15 protein-coding genes and 1 pseudogene are annotated in these 21510 nt (G+C 37.6%); 5 read left to right on the forward strand and 11 right to left on the reverse strand.

What is annotated here, in order from left to right:
- Positions 1-58 precede the first annotated feature (58 nt).
- The 5 genes from K292_RS0105215 to K292_RS0105235 all read right to left on the reverse strand — a co-directional run bounded on the left by K292_RS0105215 (position 59) and on the right by K292_RS0105235 (position 6285).
- Positions 59-409 carry a response regulator gene (locus tag K292_RS0105215; protein ID WP_027398953.1) on the reverse strand — a complete coding sequence of 117 codons (351 nt, stop codon included), beginning with the start codon at positions 407-409 and terminating at the stop codon, positions 59-61.
- 149 nt (positions 410-558) lie between these two features.
- Positions 559-1650 carry a response regulator gene (locus tag K292_RS0105220; protein WP_027398954.1) on the reverse strand — a complete coding sequence of 364 codons (1092 nt, stop codon included), beginning with the start codon at positions 1648-1650 and terminating at the stop codon, positions 559-561.
- Positions 1647-3521, reverse strand: coding sequence for a sensor histidine kinase (locus K292_RS0105225; RefSeq protein WP_027398955.1), 1875 nt, complete (start codon positions 3519-3521; stop codon positions 1647-1649). The genes K292_RS0105220 and K292_RS0105225 overlap by 4 nt, the downstream gene beginning before the upstream one ends.
- Positions 3522-4025: 504 nt before the next feature.
- Entirely contained in the window at positions 4026-5708 is a 1683-nt protein-coding gene (locus tag K292_RS0105230) for an SWIM zinc finger family protein (RefSeq protein WP_027398956.1), read from the reverse strand.
- Between the two features lie 61 nt (positions 5709-5769).
- On the reverse strand, positions 5770-6285 hold the full coding sequence (locus K292_RS0105235) for a YkgJ family cysteine cluster protein (RefSeq protein WP_027398957.1): 516 nt from the start codon (positions 6283-6285) through the stop codon (positions 5770-5772).
- 196 nt (positions 6286-6481) lie between these two features.
- On the opposite strand from K292_RS0105235, the gene K292_RS0105240 reads away from it, so the two are divergent.
- The 5 genes from K292_RS0105240 to K292_RS0105255 all read left to right on the forward strand — a co-directional run bounded on the left by K292_RS0105240 (position 6482) and on the right by K292_RS0105255 (position 9737).
- Positions 6482-7078, forward strand: coding sequence for a GNAT family N-acetyltransferase (locus tag K292_RS0105240; protein ID WP_027398958.1), 597 nt, complete (start codon positions 6482-6484; stop codon positions 7076-7078).
- A 157-nt stretch (positions 7079-7235) separates the two neighbouring features.
- Positions 7236-7499 carry a hypothetical protein gene (locus tag K292_RS18505; RefSeq protein WP_245570827.1) on the forward strand — a complete coding sequence of 88 codons (264 nt, stop codon included), beginning with the start codon at positions 7236-7238 and terminating at the stop codon, positions 7497-7499.
- 13 nt (positions 7500-7512) lie between these two features.
- Entirely contained in the window at positions 7513-7989 is a 477-nt protein-coding gene (locus K292_RS0105245) for a MarR family winged helix-turn-helix transcriptional regulator (RefSeq protein ID WP_027398959.1), read from the forward strand.
- Positions 7990-8071: 82 nt separating this feature from the next.
- Positions 8072-8251 (forward strand): cytidylate kinase family protein, encoded by a 180-nt coding sequence (locus tag K292_RS0105250; RefSeq protein ID WP_027398960.1) that lies wholly within the window; start codon positions 8072-8074, stop codon positions 8249-8251.
- 154 nt (positions 8252-8405) lie between these two features.
- The gene (locus K292_RS0105255) at positions 8406-9737 is read left to right on the forward strand and encodes an MATE family efflux transporter (RefSeq protein ID WP_027398961.1); all 1332 of its coding nucleotides are present in this window, start codon (positions 8406-8408) and stop codon (positions 9735-9737) included.
- Between the two features lie 377 nt (positions 9738-10114).
- On the opposite strand, the gene K292_RS0105260 is transcribed toward K292_RS0105255, so the two are convergent.
- The 6 genes and pseudogenes from K292_RS0105260 to K292_RS19615 all read right to left on the reverse strand — a co-directional run.
- Entirely contained in the window at positions 10115-11035 is a 921-nt protein-coding gene (locus tag K292_RS0105260; RefSeq protein ID WP_037372557.1) for an alpha/beta hydrolase, read from the reverse strand.
- Positions 11036-11054: 19 nt separating this feature from the next.
- Positions 11055-11666, reverse strand: coding sequence for a TetR/AcrR family transcriptional regulator (locus K292_RS0105265; protein ID WP_027398963.1), 612 nt, complete (start codon positions 11664-11666; stop codon positions 11055-11057).
- Between the two features lie 301 nt (positions 11667-11967).
- Positions 11968-18354 (reverse strand): InlB B-repeat-containing protein, encoded by a 6387-nt coding sequence (locus K292_RS16060; protein ID WP_037372559.1) that lies wholly within the window; start codon positions 18352-18354, stop codon positions 11968-11970.
- A 293-nt stretch (positions 18355-18647) separates the two neighbouring features.
- Complete coding sequence (locus tag K292_RS0105275; protein ID WP_027398964.1) at positions 18648-19439, reverse strand: response regulator; 792 nt, start codon at positions 19437-19439, stop codon at positions 18648-18650.
- Positions 19436-21151 carry a histidine kinase gene (locus K292_RS17745; protein WP_051280365.1) on the reverse strand — a complete coding sequence of 572 codons (1716 nt, stop codon included), beginning with the start codon at positions 21149-21151 and terminating at the stop codon, positions 19436-19438. The genes K292_RS0105275 and K292_RS17745 overlap by 4 nt, the downstream gene beginning before the upstream one ends.
- A 219-nt stretch (positions 21152-21370) precedes the next feature.
- Positions 21371-21510 (reverse strand): annotated as a pseudogene (locus tag K292_RS19615) (IS256 family transposase); the annotation flags it as partial.

A 21510-nucleotide genomic window follows, 5' to 3' on the forward strand; every position in this document is an offset into this window, starting at 1 on the left:
CCTTAAATAAGTTTTAATAAGATTAAGCTTAATTTATTTATTTTTATTTATCTAAAAATCATCTATCTCCAAAAACAATTTTATATAGCTTACTCTTATCTCCTGGTAACAAAAGGTATCCATATAAACTGATTTCAAACGCCTCCACCGCATATTCCTTACTGTCAGATAGAAATATTGTTTTACAATTAGGATTATTTTTCTCTATTAACTTTGCCGCTTCAAAGCATGGTATCACAGGGTCACCAGCTCGAATCAGGCACAGATTCGGTGATTCAATGGTAATTTTCTGAAATAGTGTATAATAATCATCAAACAAAGATACACTATTTATACGTTTATCTTCTCTTAACCATTTTGCAATTTGCTCTCTATCTTTACACCTTCTATCAAGGATATACACAAGCACCGTTATCACCTCCATGGATAATGACTTTTTTCTACATAAGTTCTGCATATCAACTAATTATCATTATACATATTCATTTTCACCAAAATTTCACCAAAAAAGCCGACACCCTAATTTTTGGGTGTCGGCTCCTATACATTCATATTGAATCATTTATTTTTTAACATTTTTTCAAATTTTATATCTGGCATAATGTCCAAATAAATACTTAATTTTTCTTTATATAAATTCAAGTGTTTTATTGCCTTAGCTTTATTTCCACTTATAAGATAGAGTTCAATCAACATTTCTGAAACGGTTTCTAGACAAGGATTGATTGAAAAAGCTTTTAACAAAAGGCATTCTGCTTCCTCCTGTTGTTCTTCATTTATATAGGATTTGGCAAGTAACACGATACCTTTCTGATATAAAATGGCAAGCCGATCATTCTCAGAGATAGACCACATATATTTCTCACATTCGAAATAGTTTCCTCTATATAGGCTCTCTGCTTTTTTTAATGCTTCAATATCTCCTCTCACGCCTTCATCCATAAGATTTACAAATAAATCTCTATCCCATGTTGCTAATTCAATTTTCAATTTATAGTTATTTTCTATAGATAATATTTCTCTTGATATACCATATTGTAGCAATGCCTTCCGAATATAGTATATACCGTTATATAACTGCTTGACAGCACGCTCATAATCCATTCCTAGCCAAAGTGCTTCAATAATATCTTCTTTAGAAATTCCTCGATGTCTGTTATGAATTAAATAAGCAAAAAGCTCCTTTGTTTTTTCTGTTCTAAACAATACAGGCTTTTTTCCTTCTACAAATACTTCAAACCTGCCAAAGCTTTGTATCCTAACTTTATTATCCAAGTGTTCTTTAGCAACTTCCCTCTTTGCTAGCAATCGCGACACAGTTTTATCCAGACGATTGATATCGACGGGTTTTAAAAGATAGTCCACTGCATTTAACTCAAAAGCTTCTACGGCATATTGATTATATGCTGTGACAAATATAATCTCTATATTCTGATCCAATCGTAATATCACAGATGCCACATCAATACCCTGAAGCTGTGGCATATCAATATCTAAGAAAACAACTTGTGGACCAAGGCTCTCTATTTGCTCAAGTGCACTGATAGGATCTGAAAAACTCCCGATAATTTCTATTTCTGAATATTTCTTTAATAAGTATTCCATCTCACGAAGTGCAGGTTTCATATCATCTATTAGAACTGCTTTCATCCTTCTTTTCTCCTCCTGTCACAGATTGGAATCATCCACGATATTTCTGTTCCATCACCCCTGCTACTTTTAATATTAAGGCCTTTACCATAAAGCCTGATTAAACGCCTATGAATATTGGACAGACTAATTCCACCTTCAACATTTTTCTTCAAAAGCTGCTTCAGCTTTTCAGGTTCGATACCAATTCCATTATCCCTCACCAAGAACTTCAGTTCATTTTGCTCTTGATGGATAAAAACTTCAATTTTTCCACCCTCTCTTTTTGGAAGGATGCCATGCTTTACAGCATTTTCAATAATGGGCTGTAACACCATAACAGGAACCATCACGTCAGCTTCATCAATATGATACTCAACTTCGAGCCTGTCCTCATATTGAATCTTTTCTATCTCCATGTATGCTGTTACCAATTCAATTTCACTCTTGAAACGCACCAATTGATGATTTTCCTTAAATGCATAACATTGTCTTAAATATTTACTAAAGTTGACCATCAGTCTCCTAGAAGTCTCAATATCATAGCGTGATATTGCCATAAAGGAATTTAGGGTGTTATGCAAAAAGTGGGGCTTTATCTGCGATTGGAGAAAGTTAAGCTCTGCAGCCACTTTTTTGTCGTAATAATAACGTATCTGTTCTGCCTGCAGAATCATTTGAAAAAATAAATATAAATAAATTCCGAGATATAATATTTCCCCTCGTCTATCATCAATCACATTCGTTAAATAAAGTATATCATGGCCGTATGTAAGCAGGACGACTATGATACTGGCCATATTCAACCAGCTATTTTTTTCTCTTCGTCGAACTGCATCCACAATGATCAGCACGAGTAAAATTGCTCCTACTATTTCAACGATGTCACTGACCCTTCCAAATCTCGTATAATAAGTTGTGGGTGTAAGGAGCATGAATAATTGATAAAACACAACAAAAGTAAGATAGCATCTGGTAATTATTTTCGAAAACTCGGACTTGAAAAGCTCATTTAAATACAAACACAGAAATGCAAGCACCCATATCGTTGAGGTGTACCAAATAAAGATCACTAAACGAAAATCAATAGCCGACAAATAGCGAAATAATGTAAATTGTCCAACCGACTGTACAGTAAAAACCAGCATGAAACAAAGACAAGCAAAATACAAACTATGCTTCATTTCTCTGTTTAAAATGAAAACAGAAAGATAAAAAAATGCAATCAGCGAGAGTGCTCCAATGATGAAGAATTCTTTACTAAACGCTTTATTTTGAAGTTCCAATACATTTTCAGGATTACCCAAGTAAATGCTGCCCCAAAAGCCACCTCTGGCATAGTGAAAATTTGAAACCTGAACGACGATATCAAAATCACTGGCAGGAGCAATAAAAGTCACCACCTTTGGCTTATACTCACCAATTTCTTCCTTTTGGCTTGTACCTATTATACCGTTGGCTGCAACTAACGTGTCATTTATGTATAGTTTATAGGCACTTGAAAAAGTTGGAAGATTAAGTCCCAGCATAGTTTCTTGGGCTTTTCCTGTACGGACATGCAAAACGTAAGTGGCATAGCCCTGCCCTTTTATCTTCTTGTTTCCAATACTATAAGCATTCCAGACACTCGGTACTGTTACAAATGCATCAGGCTTATAAGATTTCAGTTCACTTGCCATAATGAACTGTTTCCAATAAAATGCCCATTGTCCATCTAGATGAATCGGGTCATTTTGCCCAAAATCCCAGTCTGAAACATCAATTATTCCATTGAATGATATCGCCTGCTCATTTTCATTATTCGAACTGAATACATTCCAGAATACGAAGACAGCAAAAAGAAGAACAATTAAAGAAATTGATACTTTTTCAAAATCAAAAAATCCTTTCACTTACATACCTCCCTTCTGTTATCCTTCGTATTCATACTAATAGATTATCTCTAACATGAGTTATGTCATCTATATTTTCGCCCTTTTTTAGAGGTCAAAAAACGTCATTTGGGGCTGTTTTTTGGCCCCAAAATCGGACCAAAACCACTATATGTTGTGTTCGAGCCCTACTTTTTCGTGTCAAAACTGCGATTTAGGCAAAACTAATCTGGTATAAAGCTGGTGGTTCCTTGGCGTAAAGCAATTTTCTTGATTAAAACTTTTATAAAGGTAAACTTTCTTCCTTAAATTAAAAGAACTACCCTGCAGCATTTTAATTGGGTAGTTACTTATTTATGTTATTGAAATTTCATTCCAGAATCAAGTTGCTCTTCTTCCTCACATATGCATTCCTGCAGCATGGTTTCAAGCTGTTTTTCGATTCTACTACAATAGTCATATAGTTTTAGAATGTCATTTAAGATAGTCTACCATAAAATCTGAAGTATTAAACTTTTACCTTCCTTATAATTTTCTTAGCTCATCCATCATCGCCGGCCGATTCCTATATTCCAACTGCCAGCCTATTACAAGTTCTTTGACTTTGTTCATTCCTTCCGGATATTTTTGCATTCTTCTCAGAATAGCAACAATTTCTTTATATCGTTTCCTATCAGAAACACGACTTGCCATGTTTTTTACCGTTGCCTCATATTTAACTAAAAGTTCTTCGGGATACAACGGCTTCAAGCATTTTTCATACTCTGTCAACTTATAAATTCCTGCCGAATCCAACACAATTTTCAGTAGTCTGTCATATAACTTTTCCATTTCATATAATTTATCCATTGGCGCATGAGACGGTAGATTTTTAAAGATTACTTCTCTTTTTTCTTCCCATTCTTCTTTACTATAAAGTGATTCTAACTCTTTATATGCATCTAAATCTCCGGCCCTATATTCCAGTACAAAAGACCACAACTCTTTCTCATAAGCTTGATTATTTCCTGTTTGTTGATATAAATCCTTTAATTTCAGACTGTAATCCTCCACAAGTCCCGGAAAGCTTTTATCCACAACCTTTCCTTCTTCAAGCACTTGAATTGCAGCATCGTATTTGCCCTTATATATGAGCCTGTTAACATAATAATCTCTGACACTGCTAAATTCCAGATTTTCTTTGCAATATTTATCTATAAGGTCCTCCGATGTCTTCTGCTCCTTCATAACTCCTATATGCTTAAGTGCCCACATTCCCGCATGATATCCACGCGTCCATGAATCTTTTTCATTTTTATATGTACATACTTTCTTTTCCGTTAACTTAAGCTTATAGAGCAGAAACTCTTCTTCCATAAAATTCTCAAATAATAATTGTTCTATGTAAGCTTCCATATAATCAATAATGGAGCCATCTAAATGTTCTGTATACCATTGGAACATTTTCCGTTTCATCTCCATATCACTGTTTTCAATGATTTCTTGCCAGATTTCTAAGCACCTGTCAGCTAACATACCTGTTCCGCCATCTGAGTCATCCATGTCTTGATTTCCTGTCTTCACAAATATGTAATTGGTAAGTTCAAATGCTTCTTCAAACTGCTTATTCTCCACCAATCTAATAACATCGTGATCCAAAACTTCTTCAAGTTCCAAGATAAACGATCCTGCATTGTAATAATCAACAAAACCATACCGTCCTGCATAATTTCTAAATATTCCATCGATCTGATTTTTATAGCGTTTCATATCCATTGGAGATACTTTACAGCATAAAACGCTTCTGAATCGATTAAACATTTTTCCATCATTCTCCAGAATATTTATTAAAAAGTCACGAATCACTTTCTCATCCGTTTTTTCTACTAATCCTCTAACACTTTCTCCTTTGAGCGGAACTACTTCGGAAAGCTTATTTGAGCCAGCCCACGTTTTTTTTACGTTAAAACTATCATGATTTTCTTCCATGTAAAACAATACGGCAGCCATATGCTTGCAATAGTTTCCTTCCTCCGCATATGGACAATTACAGTACATCTCAATGATCTTTCCGTCTATAATATCAATAGACACATCATATGCTTCGCTCCCCTGCACTGTTGCCTCTATGAAGTCTTCCCCTTGCCAATAATCCTCTACAGAACCTTGTTTGTAATACTGGAACCCTCTGTCCAATATATGACTTCGAAATAGCCTCTGCCAGTCCATACTATTTCCTTTCAATCGCACGTTTTATGTTATTCCTACCTAATATTTTACCAATTTTCAGCTAATATCGCCGCCTATTTTTAAATCTATAAATTCTCTTTAATCTTTCAAATATCTCAAAAGCGACCGGACATACTTCAACCACATTTAACATATTGGCAAGGCTCCATAACCTTTCCGGTTGATTTGTATAGGGATAAGTTTTGCAGCTTTCAGGTTTCATATCACCTAGCTTGCAGTTTCCGACTTCATCTAAAAAATCACATGGCTTGTGTTTGGTTTCATAGCTGCATCCAATTTCGTTGAATTCCAGAAAGAAATCTATAAACTGATCAGTTGTTATATTCAAGTATCCTGCCGCTTTTTCCAGTTCATACTTTTGAAATGTTCCTTTATACATTTTACAGCAGTTTCTGCAGTTTCTACAATCATAATCAGCAAATAATTCATTATGTAATACCAGAAATTGCTTGTCCAGTTCCTCTTCATCGGCATGATTCTTCAGAAAAGAACGGAATCTGAGATTATCTGCCTCCATAACTTTTGCTGCTTTATTTACTTCACTGGGTTTTAGCATGTCTTCTTTTTCTCCTCTGAAAAGTTAGCATTTGATATGAATTTATTCTATATCAAGCGATAAAAAAAGTCAATTTTACCTCTGCTTAAATCGGTGATATAATTCAACTATAAAAGGAATTATATACTTTTGTTTAAATGTTGTTATAAAATTAGTAATATCTAAAATGTAATCAAAGAAAGGAAATAGGACAACTATGAGCAGAAAAATTATCAGATTTGTAAAAGAAACAGATACCGCTGAAATCTTATCAATATATAAACCTTATATTATAGAAACAGCAATTACTTTTGAATGCGAAATACCATCGCTAAATGAATTTGCAGAACGTATCAAAGGAATTTCGTTTGATTATCCATATATTGTCTGTCTAATAGACAATAAGATTATTGGATATGCGTATGCACATAGACAAATGGAGCGTGATGCCTACCAATGGAATTCAGAGTTGTCTGTTTATATTGATAAAAATCATTTGCGTTGCGGTATAGGCAAGGTTCTTTACAATTCACTAATTGAAATTTTACAGTTACAAAATATTTGCAACATATATGGAGGCGTAACGGTTCCAAATGAGAACAGTGAAAAGCTACACGAACACTTGGGTTTTGAAAAATTAGGAACATACCATAATACAGGGTATAAATGTGGTGTATGGCACGATGTCGCTTGGTTTGAAAAGAAGATTGGTAGAAATGACCCAAAACCTGCGCCATTTGCATCTATCCGAGAAATTGAGAAAATCAAACTTGACGAAATAATTTCAAAATATACTAAGAAGATTAACGGATGAACCTGCTACTCATTTCTTTTTCAAAATTGGAAATTCGGAGGGTATATTAAAGTGACCTTTTTCAGTCAGTCATTTTTACATTTATAGCCATTTACTGTCATGCTCCACCACCATCTTTTATATTCACAAATTCCAAAATCAAAAGAATGGTAAAAGCATGAAAATAATTAATCCGAAAGATTATTGCCCATATTATACCAACAATACTTTTTTAAAAGCGCCCGATAAAATTTATGAGCGTAATTTCACAAGCGAACAACTCCATACTGCTATTGCTAAGGCTGAAGGTGTAAACGAAAAGTCAATCCGTATCTCCATCAAACGAGGATTACACAGGATCAAGAATTTTTTAAAACTAATTGACGATAATCCGATTTCGGATTATAATATTATTGTCCTAAATCGGATTATTCCAAGATAAAGGAGAGAACATCATGAATGATGTGATATTTTCAAAGTTGAGTATATATAATCAACTTTTTAAAGAACTTGACCAGCTATATCATAATTATGCAAAGAGTAGCGGTCTATCAGATACAATGTTTTGGATCATATATTCCATACAGGAACGATCAGAAGCATACACACAAAAAGAGCTTTGTGATATTTGGTTTTATAGCAGACAAACAGTAAATTCGGCTCTTAAACATCTTGAGGAACAGAAACTTATTGAACTTATACCTTCTCCAGATAATCGTAAAAACAAACTAATATTTTTTACTCCATCTGGAAAGGATCTTGCAATGAAAATAATACTGCCTTTAATGGAAGCAGAAGAAAATGCTTTTTCAAAACTAGGTGAAAAAAATTTTGATAAATTTTTACACCTTACACGAAAGCATAATGATCTGCTGGATGTGGAAATAAAAAAAATAATGGAAATGTCATCGGAGGACTTATCATCGCAATGATATAGTCGAATGGAAGATGTCGGGTGCGCCCGGTTATTATTAACCGGACGCTCTTTTTGTATTAATAACAGAAGAATTTATTATGAATATTATTACAATCAGGCGAGAATTCGGAAGTGGCGGCCGAGAATTAGGGAAACAACTATCTGATTATCTTCATCTTTCTTATTACGATAAAGAGATATTAGATGCAGTTGCAAATCAGTGTAACTTAGATACAGAGTACGTAGAAAAAGTTATAGATAATGGCATGCTTAAATAATATCCTATTAACTATGGGCTTACTTTTTCTTCTTATAAAGCATTTCAATATCAACATGCAAAAACAGAACGATTGTTGAAGCAGCAACAGATAATAAAAAAATCAGCTCTGTTCTGTCAGAATATGCGCAGAATTGGTTCAGGAGGAAAGAATATTGAGAATACAATTATCCAATCATTTTACTTACAAGAGGCTACTTCGTTTTGTAATATCACCAATTCTTATGATGGTCTGCATGTCTTTATACACTATTGTAGACGGCTTTTTCGTGTCAAATTTCGTAGGTAAAACACCTTTTGCCGCAGTAAATTTGATTATGCCGGTAGCCATGGGAGTTGGTACAATAGGATTTATGATGGGAACGGGAGGAAGTGCAGTTATTTCAAAAACTTTAGGCGAGGGAAAACATGAGCAGGCAAATCAATATTTTTCTATGCTGATTTATCTTGCTGTTGTTATATCTGTACTCGTTTCCATTATTGGTTTTACATTTATCAAACCGATTTCTGCCGCATTAGGGGCAACTGGTGAATTATTAGAAAATTGCATGATATATGGGCGCATTATATTCATTTCAATGACAGCTTTTATTTTGCAGAATATTTTTCAGAATTTTTTTGTAACCGCTGAAAAGCCTGCATTAAGTCTGAAAATATCTATTATGGCTGGAATAACAAATGCAGTATTGGACTTTTTGTTTATGGCTGTTTTTAATTGGGGTATTGCAGGTGCTGCACTTGCAACAGCACTAGGTCAGCTTGTTGGCGGTATTGTTCCAATTATATATTTTTCAAAAAAGAATGATAGTCTTTTACATCTGACGAAAACTAAATTCTATGGAAAGATACTATTGAAAGCATGTACAAATGGTGCTTCTGAAATGGTAACTAATCTTTCCACTTCATGTGTAAGCATCCTTTATAATTTTCAGCTAATGAAAATTGCAGGAGAAAACGGTATAGCTGCATACGGAATTATTATGTATGTTAATTTTATTTTTATGGCGATATTTATAGGTTTTTCTATGGGTACTTCACCGATTGTTGGCTATAATTACGGAGCAGCTAATCACGATGAGCTTAAAAACTTGTTTAGTAAAAGTATTAAGATAATTGCTGTATCAGGTGTTGCTCTGACTTTGATTGCCGAGGCTTGTGCCGCACCGTTGATAAAGATTTTTGCCAGTTATGATATAGAGCTGTTTACCATGACCTGTCATGGCTTCAGACTCTATTCTATTGCATTTATGCTCATGGGGGTCAATGTTTGGGGCTCCGCATTTTTTACAGCACTTAACAATGGCATTATTTCTGCTACCATTTCATTTTTAAGAACGCTTGTATTTCAAGTAATAGTCATTGTCATATTACCAATATTCTTTGGTATTAATGGTATTTGGCTAGCTATTGTAGTTTCTGAACTGTTAGCATTGTTTGTCACAGTAATATTTTTGCTTAAAAATAAAAGTAGATATTTAAACGCATGACATAGATATTTACATGAACAGCTTTTCAGATACACCAATTATTTCGCTTAAGTCAAAACTACTTTTTATCTTCTGACTTCAAAGCTATACTAAATAAAGCAGTTAGTTTTTTTATAATTATTTGTATCATCATTAATATAACTTTTTTGATATACTGCTTTTTCAAAAACATTATTTTTATCAATCTTGTATCGAGGTCATTATAATAGTTTAAACAGATTAACTAATGTAAGTAAGGCATCAGTTCAAAGATAGATTATGAAATATGCGTATTCGATGGTACACAATAGTGCACTATAGAATACGCATATTTTTTAGTACATTCCTATCAGATGACCTCGACGAAGTCAACATGCTTAGAATGACGCTTATTTATATTATAATAATTTTTGTCTTATAAATTGACAAGCTTCATCAAGGGCCTTTGTGGCTTCTTGAAACATGGGCGCAAGTAAGGGAAAGCAATGGAACATCCCCTTCCATACTTTTAAGTTCACCTCAACGCCAGCTTTACCGGCCTTTTCTGCAAACCTTACGGAATCATCTAAAAGAGTCTCATCATTTCCAACCTGAATCATGATTGGGGGTAATCCTTTTAAATCACCAAAAAGTGGAGAAGCGTATGGATGCATTGGATCCCCTTCACCTACATAATACTTTGTATAAGTTTTATTTGCCCCTTTGGGTGTACATGGATCAGCCTTAAGCCTTGTCCTATGTGAATCTCCTGAAAGTGTCATATCTGTACAAGGAGAAAAGGCAACACCACCAGCCGGAAGCATACCACCATCCTCTTTGATCTTTAACATTGTTGCTAACAGAATACCCCCACCAGCTGAATCTCCCACAAAAAAGATATCTTTTGATGAATATCCTTTGTTCAATAGCCAATTATAGATTGTTACTGAATCGTATACCGCAGCAGGTGCAGGATTTTCGGGAGCTAGCCTATAATTAAATACAAGTGTATTGATACCTAAGTTTTTTGCAAAATTCCCAACAATATTTTTATGAGACTGTGCACTACCCATGACAAATCCACCGCCATGAAAATATAAAATAACTTTGTCCTTTGGTGCATGGTTAACTAAAATCCACTGGGCATAGAATTCTGAAAAATCCGCCTGTTGATAGCTTAACCCTTCTATTTTTTTGAACATTTTTGCTGCCGCCTGATCCGTCTCTCGTCGAAGAGTCTCAATGCAGGTGTTTTCATCAATCACATCTGCCGTTAACTTTCCCTTCAGTAAATGTCTGTATCTAAAAATTCCATGAAATATTTTCCCTTTAATACTCATTTTTTACACGCTCCTTAGCTTACTTCTTTAATTTCATAAACATCCTTGCTATAAATTTCTTATCAGGCAATGATGCTTTCTCTGTTCTTGTATTTCTATAAATAGTCAGACCATTAAGTGTGCTCCAAAATAATACTGCTAAACCATAGGCATCTCCCTCCACAATGTCACCCTCTGATTGTCCTTGCTGAATAATCTGACTAAACACTTTATAAGGCAAATCTCTCTTTTCCTTCAATGCCTCTTTTGCTTCTTTAGGAATTGCTTCCGAACCCATAGCTTCTGCAATCAAGCGACTGGTCTGTCTATAACGCTGGCTGGTCTTTATTGTAATATAAAGGGCATCAATAGATTTTAAAATCTTCTCTTTCCCACTAATTTCCATAACTTGCACGGAGTTCACCGCTTCATTCATTTTATCAAGGGCATCCTCTATTAAATCAACGTAAATTTCATTTTTCGATGAATAATATCGATACAAAAGACCTTGAGATATTCCAGCTTCCCCAGCAATATCCTGTATGCGCGTGGCAAATAACCCATTCTTTGCAAATTGATTAAGTGCTGCAGCAATAATTTTTTCTTTGCTTTGCTGTCTTAACTGTTCATTTTTCTCAATACTTCTTGCCATACTTTACCTCCAAAATTAAACGAATTAATGAATGAATCTTCATTCATTATATAATTGAATAAAATTTTTGTCAACTGGATCATGAAATTTCGTTTATCCACGCTCCAATTTTTTAACTTCCTTTGAGTCATTTATTTTCACTGCTGCACTTACATTGTAAATTCAAGACATAAAAAAAGAGGCAGAGTCTGTAGCTCATTTAAGTTGACCTAAAAACTCTTCCTCTTGATTTTTTATTATTCTTTAAATTATCCTATATGTCTCTAATTACCTTAGAAAAACTTACATGGTAATTTTTACCTTACTTAACAACTGTCTCTATAAACCTTTTAAGAATTGTTGCGACTTCTGCACGTGTGGCAGTGTCCTGTGGATCAAAGCTACCATCATCACGGCCTAGCACGATTTTGTTTTCCTTGCAGTATTTTATAGATTCTATTGCCCAGTTATCAATCTTTGAAGCATCAGTATACCCCAGTTTTGTTTCTAAAGAACCTTGGGAAACCTTAAGGTACTCTGCAAATCGGTAAATTATTGCCGTCATTTCTTCTCGTGATATTTTACGATTAGGCGCAAATTTGTTTCCCCCAATCCCCATTATAATACTATTCTTTTCAGCCCAATTTACATAAGGGCTGTAATACTTACCATCCGGAACATCTGAGAATGTACCAACGGTTGCTGAAATATTGCCATAGCTTCTTTCATAAAGTCTTCCAATAACTGTTGCAAACATAGCTCTTGTCATTCCGCTATTTGGTGAGAATGTATTATTTGTAGTTCCTACAAAGATTTCTCTCTGAGTAACAAAATCAATACCTGTCTTTGCCCAATGTCCATTTATATCGTTAAAGTACTTAGAGTTCTGCATAAACTGTACTCTTTCCCCTTCTGGAGCGATATATTTCATGGTTCCTGTCGCACTGGAAGCAAAGCCAATAAACACTTTATTTCCATTTCCGTTAATATAATAAGGCAGTAATTCAGCCTTTGCAAATTTAACACTTATAGTATGTGCCGCATTCACATTCTTAAATGTATAACTTTCAACAGCACCCACACTTTTTCCATCTATCAACACGTCCGAAATCATGAAACCTTCCTTCGGCGTAAAAGTAAATGTCTTGCCTTTTCCTTTTACCACACTGACGTTGCCGGAAGGATTGATACTGCCACCATCACCTACTGTTACAGTAATTTTATAGCTTTGAGTTCCAGACGAACTGCCACCTGATGAGCTTCTTCCATGCGAACTGTTGTCGGAGGAAGTGTCGTCAGGGTTGCTGCCGCTGCTATTCACGCTGTAGCCAATGGCGTAAGTACTGAAGAATTTAGCATAAAGTGTTAAATAAGTTTTATCTGCACTAATTTTAATATATTCATTAGCATTTGGAGTCGTTGTAATTTTATCAACTTTAACCCCTGCGGCACCACCGTAATCATGGGTACGGTATACCACGTAGTTACTCTTGCCCTGAAGTTCTTCTGTAAGGGGAATAATCAGTGTGAGAGTGTCATCTAAAGAAGTAATTTGTCTCTTTTCTGCAATTGCTCCTGTGTTATCTATAACCGTTTTTTCGATATCAACATCAAGTGTTATTCCAGATTTATAACCGTCTGAACTCATCTTTGCATACACGGTTTCTTTGCCCTTAGAATTATCATCCTTCTGCACAGTTAAACGAAGTTCTACCGTTCCGCCTTCATTTAAAGCCTTAGTGCTGTTATCATTATAGATATCTTGATTGTCAGGATTATCAAAAATGTCGTCCAATCCGTCCTCAACAATGTTCGGCGTACCCACACCGATGATGTCAAGCCTTGAATTTTTATTTCCACTTGGTAGTGTTATTTGATCTTTATAATTATAGTCAGCACCATCTATTGTAATGTGCAGCGTAACCATCTGACCATTCTTTGTAATAACAATATTATATTCGCCATTAGGTATACCAGTAACTGTGAATTTGCCCTCATCATTTGTTTGTACGCTACCACCGTACTGAACATTTCCTTTCATAACTTTAACTGTAGCCCTTGCTACTTTATTAGATGGTGTAGCATCATCTGTTACTGTACCGCTTACGCTGTATGTTCCCTGCGCCCATTTCGTATAGAGAGTTGTATCATCCGTAACGGTATCTAAATCAAAGTTCCAAGGGTTAGTGCAAGCTGCATTCTTATACCAGCCTATAAAGCTATAGCCTTCTCTTATTGGCGTATCTGGCTTTGTTAATAATGAACCGTATGCCGCAGTCTGCGTGGTATAAGTTCCACCTCCTGCATAGTTACTCTTGTAGGTTACTGTACACTGTACCTCATTTTCAGTCCATACTGCAGTTAAAACTGTATTATCAGTAATTTTAAAGGTATCTCCTTTTTTATATGTGGTTGTTCCGTCACTCCATCCTGCAAAAGAAGCTCCCGTTTTGGAGAGGCTACCCACGTTTCCTAAAACAATTACAGTATCTCCGGGTTTGTAATTTGTATGTCCCTTAGGTACTTTTCCTGAAGTCGCTCCATTTTTCATGTAGGTAACTTCCAAAGTATCAGAGCTTTTTTTTGTCCACTTTGCATACAGGCTCATAGATTTTTCTACTGTATTGACGTTAAAATTCCATGCATTTTCACATGCATTTTCCTTATACCATCCACCAAAAGTGTATCCTGCTCTTTCCGGAGTAGCAGGTGCTGATATCTTGTCGCCTATTGAAACAGACTGTGTGATATAAGTTCCTAGCTCACCGTAATTCCAGTTGTAGGCAACCGCATTTAGTGTAGTTACAGTCAGCGCTTCGCTTTGCTTAGAAGCTTTATGAGTCTGTGTATCTTTTATTCTCTGATATACATCATATTCCTTGGCTGGTGTCAAACCAGTAAATTTATTACTGTCCTGCCATGTGCCTGTTGATACAGCAGCACCCTTTTCTACTATGATATATTCATAGCCTTCTACTTCTGTAGCTGTTATGCTGTCTGATGTCTTTTCTTTTTCTTCCGGCGCTTTTGCAGTTTCTGTACAATCTGCTTTGCTAATTTCAGAAGTAGAATCACTGGTGCGTGTTCCGGTTTTATCATCACTGGTGATTTTCACCGCAATTACTGCACCTACATCATCCTTGGTCAACGTATATGTACTCTCTGTTGCACCTGAGATATCTTTACCGTCCCTTGTCCACTGATAAGAGAGGGTGCCAGTGCTGTTCCCGTCCGTAAGTGATGCAGTCAGTGTCTTACCGAATACTGCGTCACCGCTGATTTTAGCCGTTCCGGTTAGTATCGATTCGTCTATTTTTGTGGTAAAAGCATGGCTACTATCTTCTTCAATCAAAATTCCGTCTAACGCTGATTTAAAGTCTGAGATTTTAACGGTATATTCTGTACCATAATCAAGTTGGGAATAAGAAACAGTATAGGCTGTACCATCCTCCGACCATTTACCACTACTCAATTCAATTGTTTCGGTGCCATGCTTAAGAGATACTTTGCCCGACGCCTTATCCATTTCTACGTTGAAGATGATTACCATATTACCGCTTGTTTCGACCTTCGTGCCACTGGGGGACACCATCGTCACCATGGGTTTTATAACAGGCGCTTTCAGCATTGGAAATTCTCCGCTTTTCAAAATCCATATATCAGGGCTCCAAGCGGAAAATGTTTCAGGGTTCTTCATTTCCGTCGTGGTTTTTCCCTTGGCTTGCCCCTCGACATCTTTGCCTTTAATGCCGCCAATATCTCCACATATGGTTTTATCATAATAACAATCTGTAACTGTAACACCGCTGTTACCTACGATGCAACCAATAAAACTCGTTAACGATCCATAATTCAAGGCACCTGTGTTATAGCAATTAACAACCGAAGAAGCATTAATAGGATTACCAACGATGCCACCAATACAACCATGACTTCCAATTACATTTCCTGTGTTATAACAGTTTTCCACCTTGGCGCTATTTATACAGCCTGCAATACCTCCAACCTCAGATCCAGCCATACTCGCGCCTGTACTACGAACTGTGCCTTCATTATAACATTTTGAGATTGTTCCTTCATCACAGTAAGCTACGATACCGCCAATTATAGCATTTCCGCAAATATAACTTTTGGTAACACCCAAATTCTGTACGGTTGCGTTTTGTATTTTGCCAAATAATCCCTGTACATATTTATTTACATGAATATAAATTCCACTTACCGTATGTCCGTTGCCATCAAAAATGCCGCAAAAGGGGGCTTTATCATTTCCGATTGGTGTCCAACTATTAAGACCTTCAGTGTTTTCGTCCCAATTATCTGCATCTGATACATCATTCAAAATAAATCCGGACTTTTTTTCTCCCGACCAATCGCCAGAACCCAAATCACCCATGCTGTTATCCAGTGACACCGTACCTGCCGTGTTTGGATCCATCGCCTCACTAAAGGTGATGACGATGCTGCCGCTGAGAGCCGCATCCGTACCGGAAGGCGTTACGCTTCCCACTGTGGGGACGGTGGTGTCAGGCAGTTCGAACGCCTTCAGCCTCGGATATTTTCCGCTCTCAAAATTCCAGACAGCATCGGCATCCCATTCGGTAAATGGCGTACTTGTCTGCATATCTGCGGTTGTTTTGCCCTCGAAATAGCCTTTAACGTCTCCCGGGGAATCGCCGACGGCGGCAATGTCGCCGCACTTTGTTTTATCATAATAACAGTGACAAATGAAAACGTAACCACTAGTACCTACGGAGCCGACCACAACGCCGACATTACTATTTTTGTTTACACTGCTTACACTGCCTGTGTTGTAGCAATTATAAACCTCACCATAGTCTTCATTCTTTCCGGCCACGCCGCCGACATAGTCAGAATTGCTACCAATGCCGGTTATACTGCCTGTGTTGTAGCAATTATGAACCTCACCATAGTCTTCATTCTTTCCGACTACGCCGCCGACATATCTGCAGCCATTGACACTGCCTGTGTTATAGCAGCTATTAACCTTACCGTTATAATTCATTCCAACCACGCCGCCTACAAAACTAAAACTCTTGGTGCTTTTAATATAGCTATCCGTGACACCAACGTTTTTAACTGTGCTGCCACTGCCAGTATAACCAAACAATCCCTGATACTTAGAATCCTTACTAATATAGATTCCGCTTACCTTATGGCCGTCGCCATCGAAAGTGCCCGCAAATTTATTATCCGACGTGCCGATCGCCGTCCATGCGTTGAGACCCGTTGTCTTGTCGTCCCAGTTGCTCGAATTAGACACATCGTTCAAAGTAATGTCTGCGCCAAGCTTAACGGTCTTGCCAGAGAAATCCTTTCCGCCATTGACCAGCTCCGCAAATCCTGCCAGTTGTTCCGCAGTGGTGATGCTAAACTCCGTATCCGTGTCTTTATACCAATCGGTTTTTTTGGTGCTCCCATCCCATATGGAGGAACCTCCAGCCGCCTTCGTGGTAAAGGTATGGCTAGTATCTTCCGTCATCTCATTACCTGCGGCATCTTTGAAACCAGATATAGTAATGCTGTATTCCGTTTCGTTAGCCAGTTCAGAATAAGAAACTTTGTAAACCTTTTTTTCTCCCGACCAATCGCCAGAACCCAAATCACCCATGCTGTTATCCAGTGACACCGTACCTGCCATGTTTGGATCCATCGCCTCACTAAAGGTGATGACAATATCGCCGCTGGCTGCGGCATCCGTGCCATTTGGCGTAATGCTCTCCACGGTAGGTGCTTCTTCGTCGGAGCCGCCGGCATCTTCCACAGTCACCTTTATCGTTCGAGGATCATAATGATCGGTCTCATAATTACCTTGATCATCGTTATACATTAAGACCTTAAAGGTGTATACCCCCGCATTATCCGCTGTAAACCTTATGACATCATCATTGCTGTAGTAGCAGTATGCGGGATCACGACCTTCTACCAGATACGCAACTTCATGCCACTTTTCCTCATAATAGTAATGAAGGTGCGCTGTATTTGTTCCGTCAGTTGGCTCTGAATAACCAACATTGTAATATGGGGATGGGAGCAATATATCAGCAATACCGGTAAGATCGTTAATATCCATTTCCAGCGTTGTTCCCACCGTTGTCGTGTAGGTCTTATCCTCTTCTGTAGCGCCGCTGCGCAGTGCACTAAATACCGTAGTTTTACCGCTGGACTGATCCTGCACCGTCACAGTGATTTCAGGTAACACGGTGTCCACCTTAAAATTGCCTGCATTCGCTGTAAAAATGTAAATGCCCACAGTGTCTCCATCATATTCCGGATTTGAATTCCACGTTACTGGCACATTAGTTTCCATTGTCTTGTATTCCACTTTTTCTTGATCCGATTGTTCAGTAATCTGTTCCGATGTTTCACTGTTATCCACTTGGACAGCAGAGCTTGTGATTACAGCAGAATCTTCAGGTTCCTGTTCACTTTGCTCCTGCTCATCTGCATCCGTCGCTATTGCTACACGTATAGTCGCCATCAAGGTATCTGGTAAATCCAAATCTGCCAAGTCGGTTCCCAGAGTAACCAACTGGTTGGCAGTAGTCTCCGATAATGCTTTAAATGAAATAATTTCCCCTCCGTCCGGAAGAGTTTCTGCTGCCGCTGATATGGACAACAGTGCCACAACCATAGCAACAGACAAGACCATTGCCATAATACGTCGGTATAATTTGTTTTTGTTCATATACTTATCCTCCTTTTCTTTCTTCCTTTGTTTTACTTTTTCCTTATGACATCTTCTTCAGCACACCTATTCTTCTTTTTTCATTTTTACTTTAAGTTTTTGCTTATAAAGCCATTTGTTTCACTTAATATTTTTGACAAATTTCAACATGCTCATTTTACGCTTCCATGCGTAACAAAACCGTAACAAAAAAAGGGATCTGACTACAAAAAAGTAATAATTTGTAATCAAACCCTATATTTTTTTAAATTCAATATTTTACCCTAACAGCTTTTGCTTTGACCTAAGCACCGCTATACTTTACACCGGTATAGCCTTCCTGTTGTCAGTTCAGCCCAACTGTAGTTTACCATATATTCTCCTGTAAACGCGTTCATCGTAGGCACATCTCCATCTAAAAAACGGTAATAGTCGCAGTCGAACTTGTTTGTATCCACAGCAATATAATTCCGTTTTCGCACAACCATATCTTTTGCTCCCACTCTTTTCAGTGTTTTTAACAGATCGGATATATGTACTCGTAGCTGAGTTTGCAAGGAGCTGTCATATGGCCGATCCTCATACAGTATGGCAGCCAGTTCCTGCATTGTCAGCCCCGAGCCCCGTCTATCCACCAGACAAGCCAGGAGCTCCTTGCTTCTGCTGCGCTCAAAGAACAGTGGCTTTCCCTGCACGAAAACCTCAAAGTTTCCAAAGGTCTTTACCTGAATAAATGCTTCTTTTACCGGCGGATAGCGCAAATTTTCCAGTTCTTCCTGTATCCGCTGGACACTGGCTGGCTTGGTAATATAGCCGCTGGCATGGAGTGCGAACGCCTCAGGCATATATTCCGGGAAACCAGTTACAAACACAATATTAACTTTTGGAAAAGCTTTTTTAAAATACAAAGCCAGCTCAATACCGCTCATACCGTACATTTCAATATCCAGAAACGCCACATCGGGATAAAACCCGTTTTTGATTTCCTCCAGCGCCTTCTGGGGATGCAGAAAGCCTCGGATTTCCGCCTGTGGCTGCGCCTTCTTTAATTTAGAAAGCAGATTGTCCAGTGCAAGCCGTTCATCATCTACCGCAATAAAATTCATACGCTTCCCTCCTTTGGTATTGACATGGTCACCACTGTGCCAACGTCGATTTTGCTGTCAATATGTAAGCTTCCCCCGCATTGACGGTGCAGCCGCTCCCGTGCATTATCAATTCCGATATGATATCCTTCGGCCCATATCTCGCTATCCGGCTCAAAACCAACACCGTCATCTGTCACCGTAATGATGTAGTCGTCCGTAGTATCCATAACAGAAATTCTGATCGTGCCACCCTCCGGTCGTTTCGTTATGCCGTGCCGCACCGCGTTTTCCACTATAGGCTGTACCACCAACGGCGGCACTAAAAAACCGCCCACCTGAATGTGGTACTCCACCTTGAGCCGTTCATCAAAGCGCATCTGTTCCAGTGAGAGGTAATGCTTGACATTTGACAACTCCCGTTCAATCCGAATCAGCCGTGTCTCTGTGGAAAAGTCGATATTGCTACGCAAAAAGGCGGCAAAATCCGCAATCGCTTCCTGTGCTTTTCTACTGTCGGTTTCGCAGAGCTGCTCAATGGCCGTCAGCGTGTTATATAGGAAATGCGGCTTAATCTTCGTTTGCAGCAACGCCGTTTCCGTCCATTTTATCCGCTCAGAAACTTCCTGATATTGTCGCCGCATTCGCTGACCATCTAATCGCAGTCGTCTGACACGCTCTGTTATGGCAACTGTAAAAATCATTGAAACATTTAACATAATAATCAGTGCGATAGGCAGATGAAATGTTGAAAATCCCATATGAATCATGCCTTCACAGACAAGCATAGCTATCACATACAAAAATATAGTCAGCCCCCATCCGATCATAAACAATCTCTGGTCCTTATAACCTGCCCGATGCATTCTGAAAGAAACATACAAAATAAATACGGGAACGATAATCGTAAGGCAATGCCCATAAAGATTTGCCGCAACCTTGTCCATAAAGCAAATAGGGTAGTCTACAAGGCAAGCTGCGATAAAGAGTAATAGGAACCTATAATAAATCTTATTGTAAGTTTTAATATCCGAAAAAATCATAAAAAATATAATGATTGAAATGATAAACAACAACCCGATTTCTATAGATAAGCTCATTATGGCATAGGAATGAGAAGGCATAATTATATTATATATCCCATAGCTGATACCCTGATGGATACTGAGCAGTAAAATGCATATTGAAAAGGCAAGAGAGATTTTATTTTTTAGTTTTAAATAAGCAATGAAATTTGTAATAACGACTGCCATCAGCATTCCAAACAGAAAGCTGATCAGACAGAACTCTGCAATCCTGACCTGGTTCAGCTCCTTTTGCGTATAAAATTCTAGAGTATAGTTATGTGAATAGTCGGATTGAATTCGCATATATATGGGTTTTTCTCCAAGTGTATCTGCGTTCAGCTGAAACACCGGATATGTCATACATTCGTCATCTCTAATCAAACTGTTAGCCCAGCCAGAGTAATGCACATCATAACCATTTTTCCCTGGTATGTAAAGCTGCACGTTTTGAATGTTTGGACAAAATAGCGCAATGTAATCTTTCAACAATTCTGTATTCTCTGTGGAAATCCTGATCCAGAAAGTTGAATGACTTCTGCCAAAGGTGAGAAATGGGGTTTCCTTGTCCGTAAAACCATCCTGTTCCCATACAGTATCGGCATCATAAACAGTCAACTGTCCGGAAGTATCCTCATAATAGGAAAACTTAATTGGGTCAAGACCCATATTATCTGCTTGCGGCGCAGTATTCAGCGCATAAAGAAACAGAGAAATCAAAATCAGAGTGTATGAAAAAAAGTCTGTAAATTAACTTTCTATGATAAGATTTTAAATGTGGTCGGCTCATTTGAGCTGACCTTAACTGTTTTCAATATATTAAATTTTTCTAAGCATGTCAAGAACATCTTTAATAAAGATGTAATTTATTACCATATTTTGCTGCTTTTAAAATTGGAATCTTTCCTCGTACATAATTGAAAATTCACCATATACCTTACCCCAGTTTTTAAGTGGCTGGCTCCATTTTTTTGTGGCTTGAAGTGTAGCAAGATAAAGGGACTTTAAAAGTGCCTTATCATTTGGAA

This window comes from Anaerovorax odorimutans DSM 5092, assembly GCF_000426305.1.
Lineage (GTDB): Bacteria > Bacillota > Clostridia > Peptostreptococcales > Anaerovoracaceae > Anaerovorax > Anaerovorax odorimutans.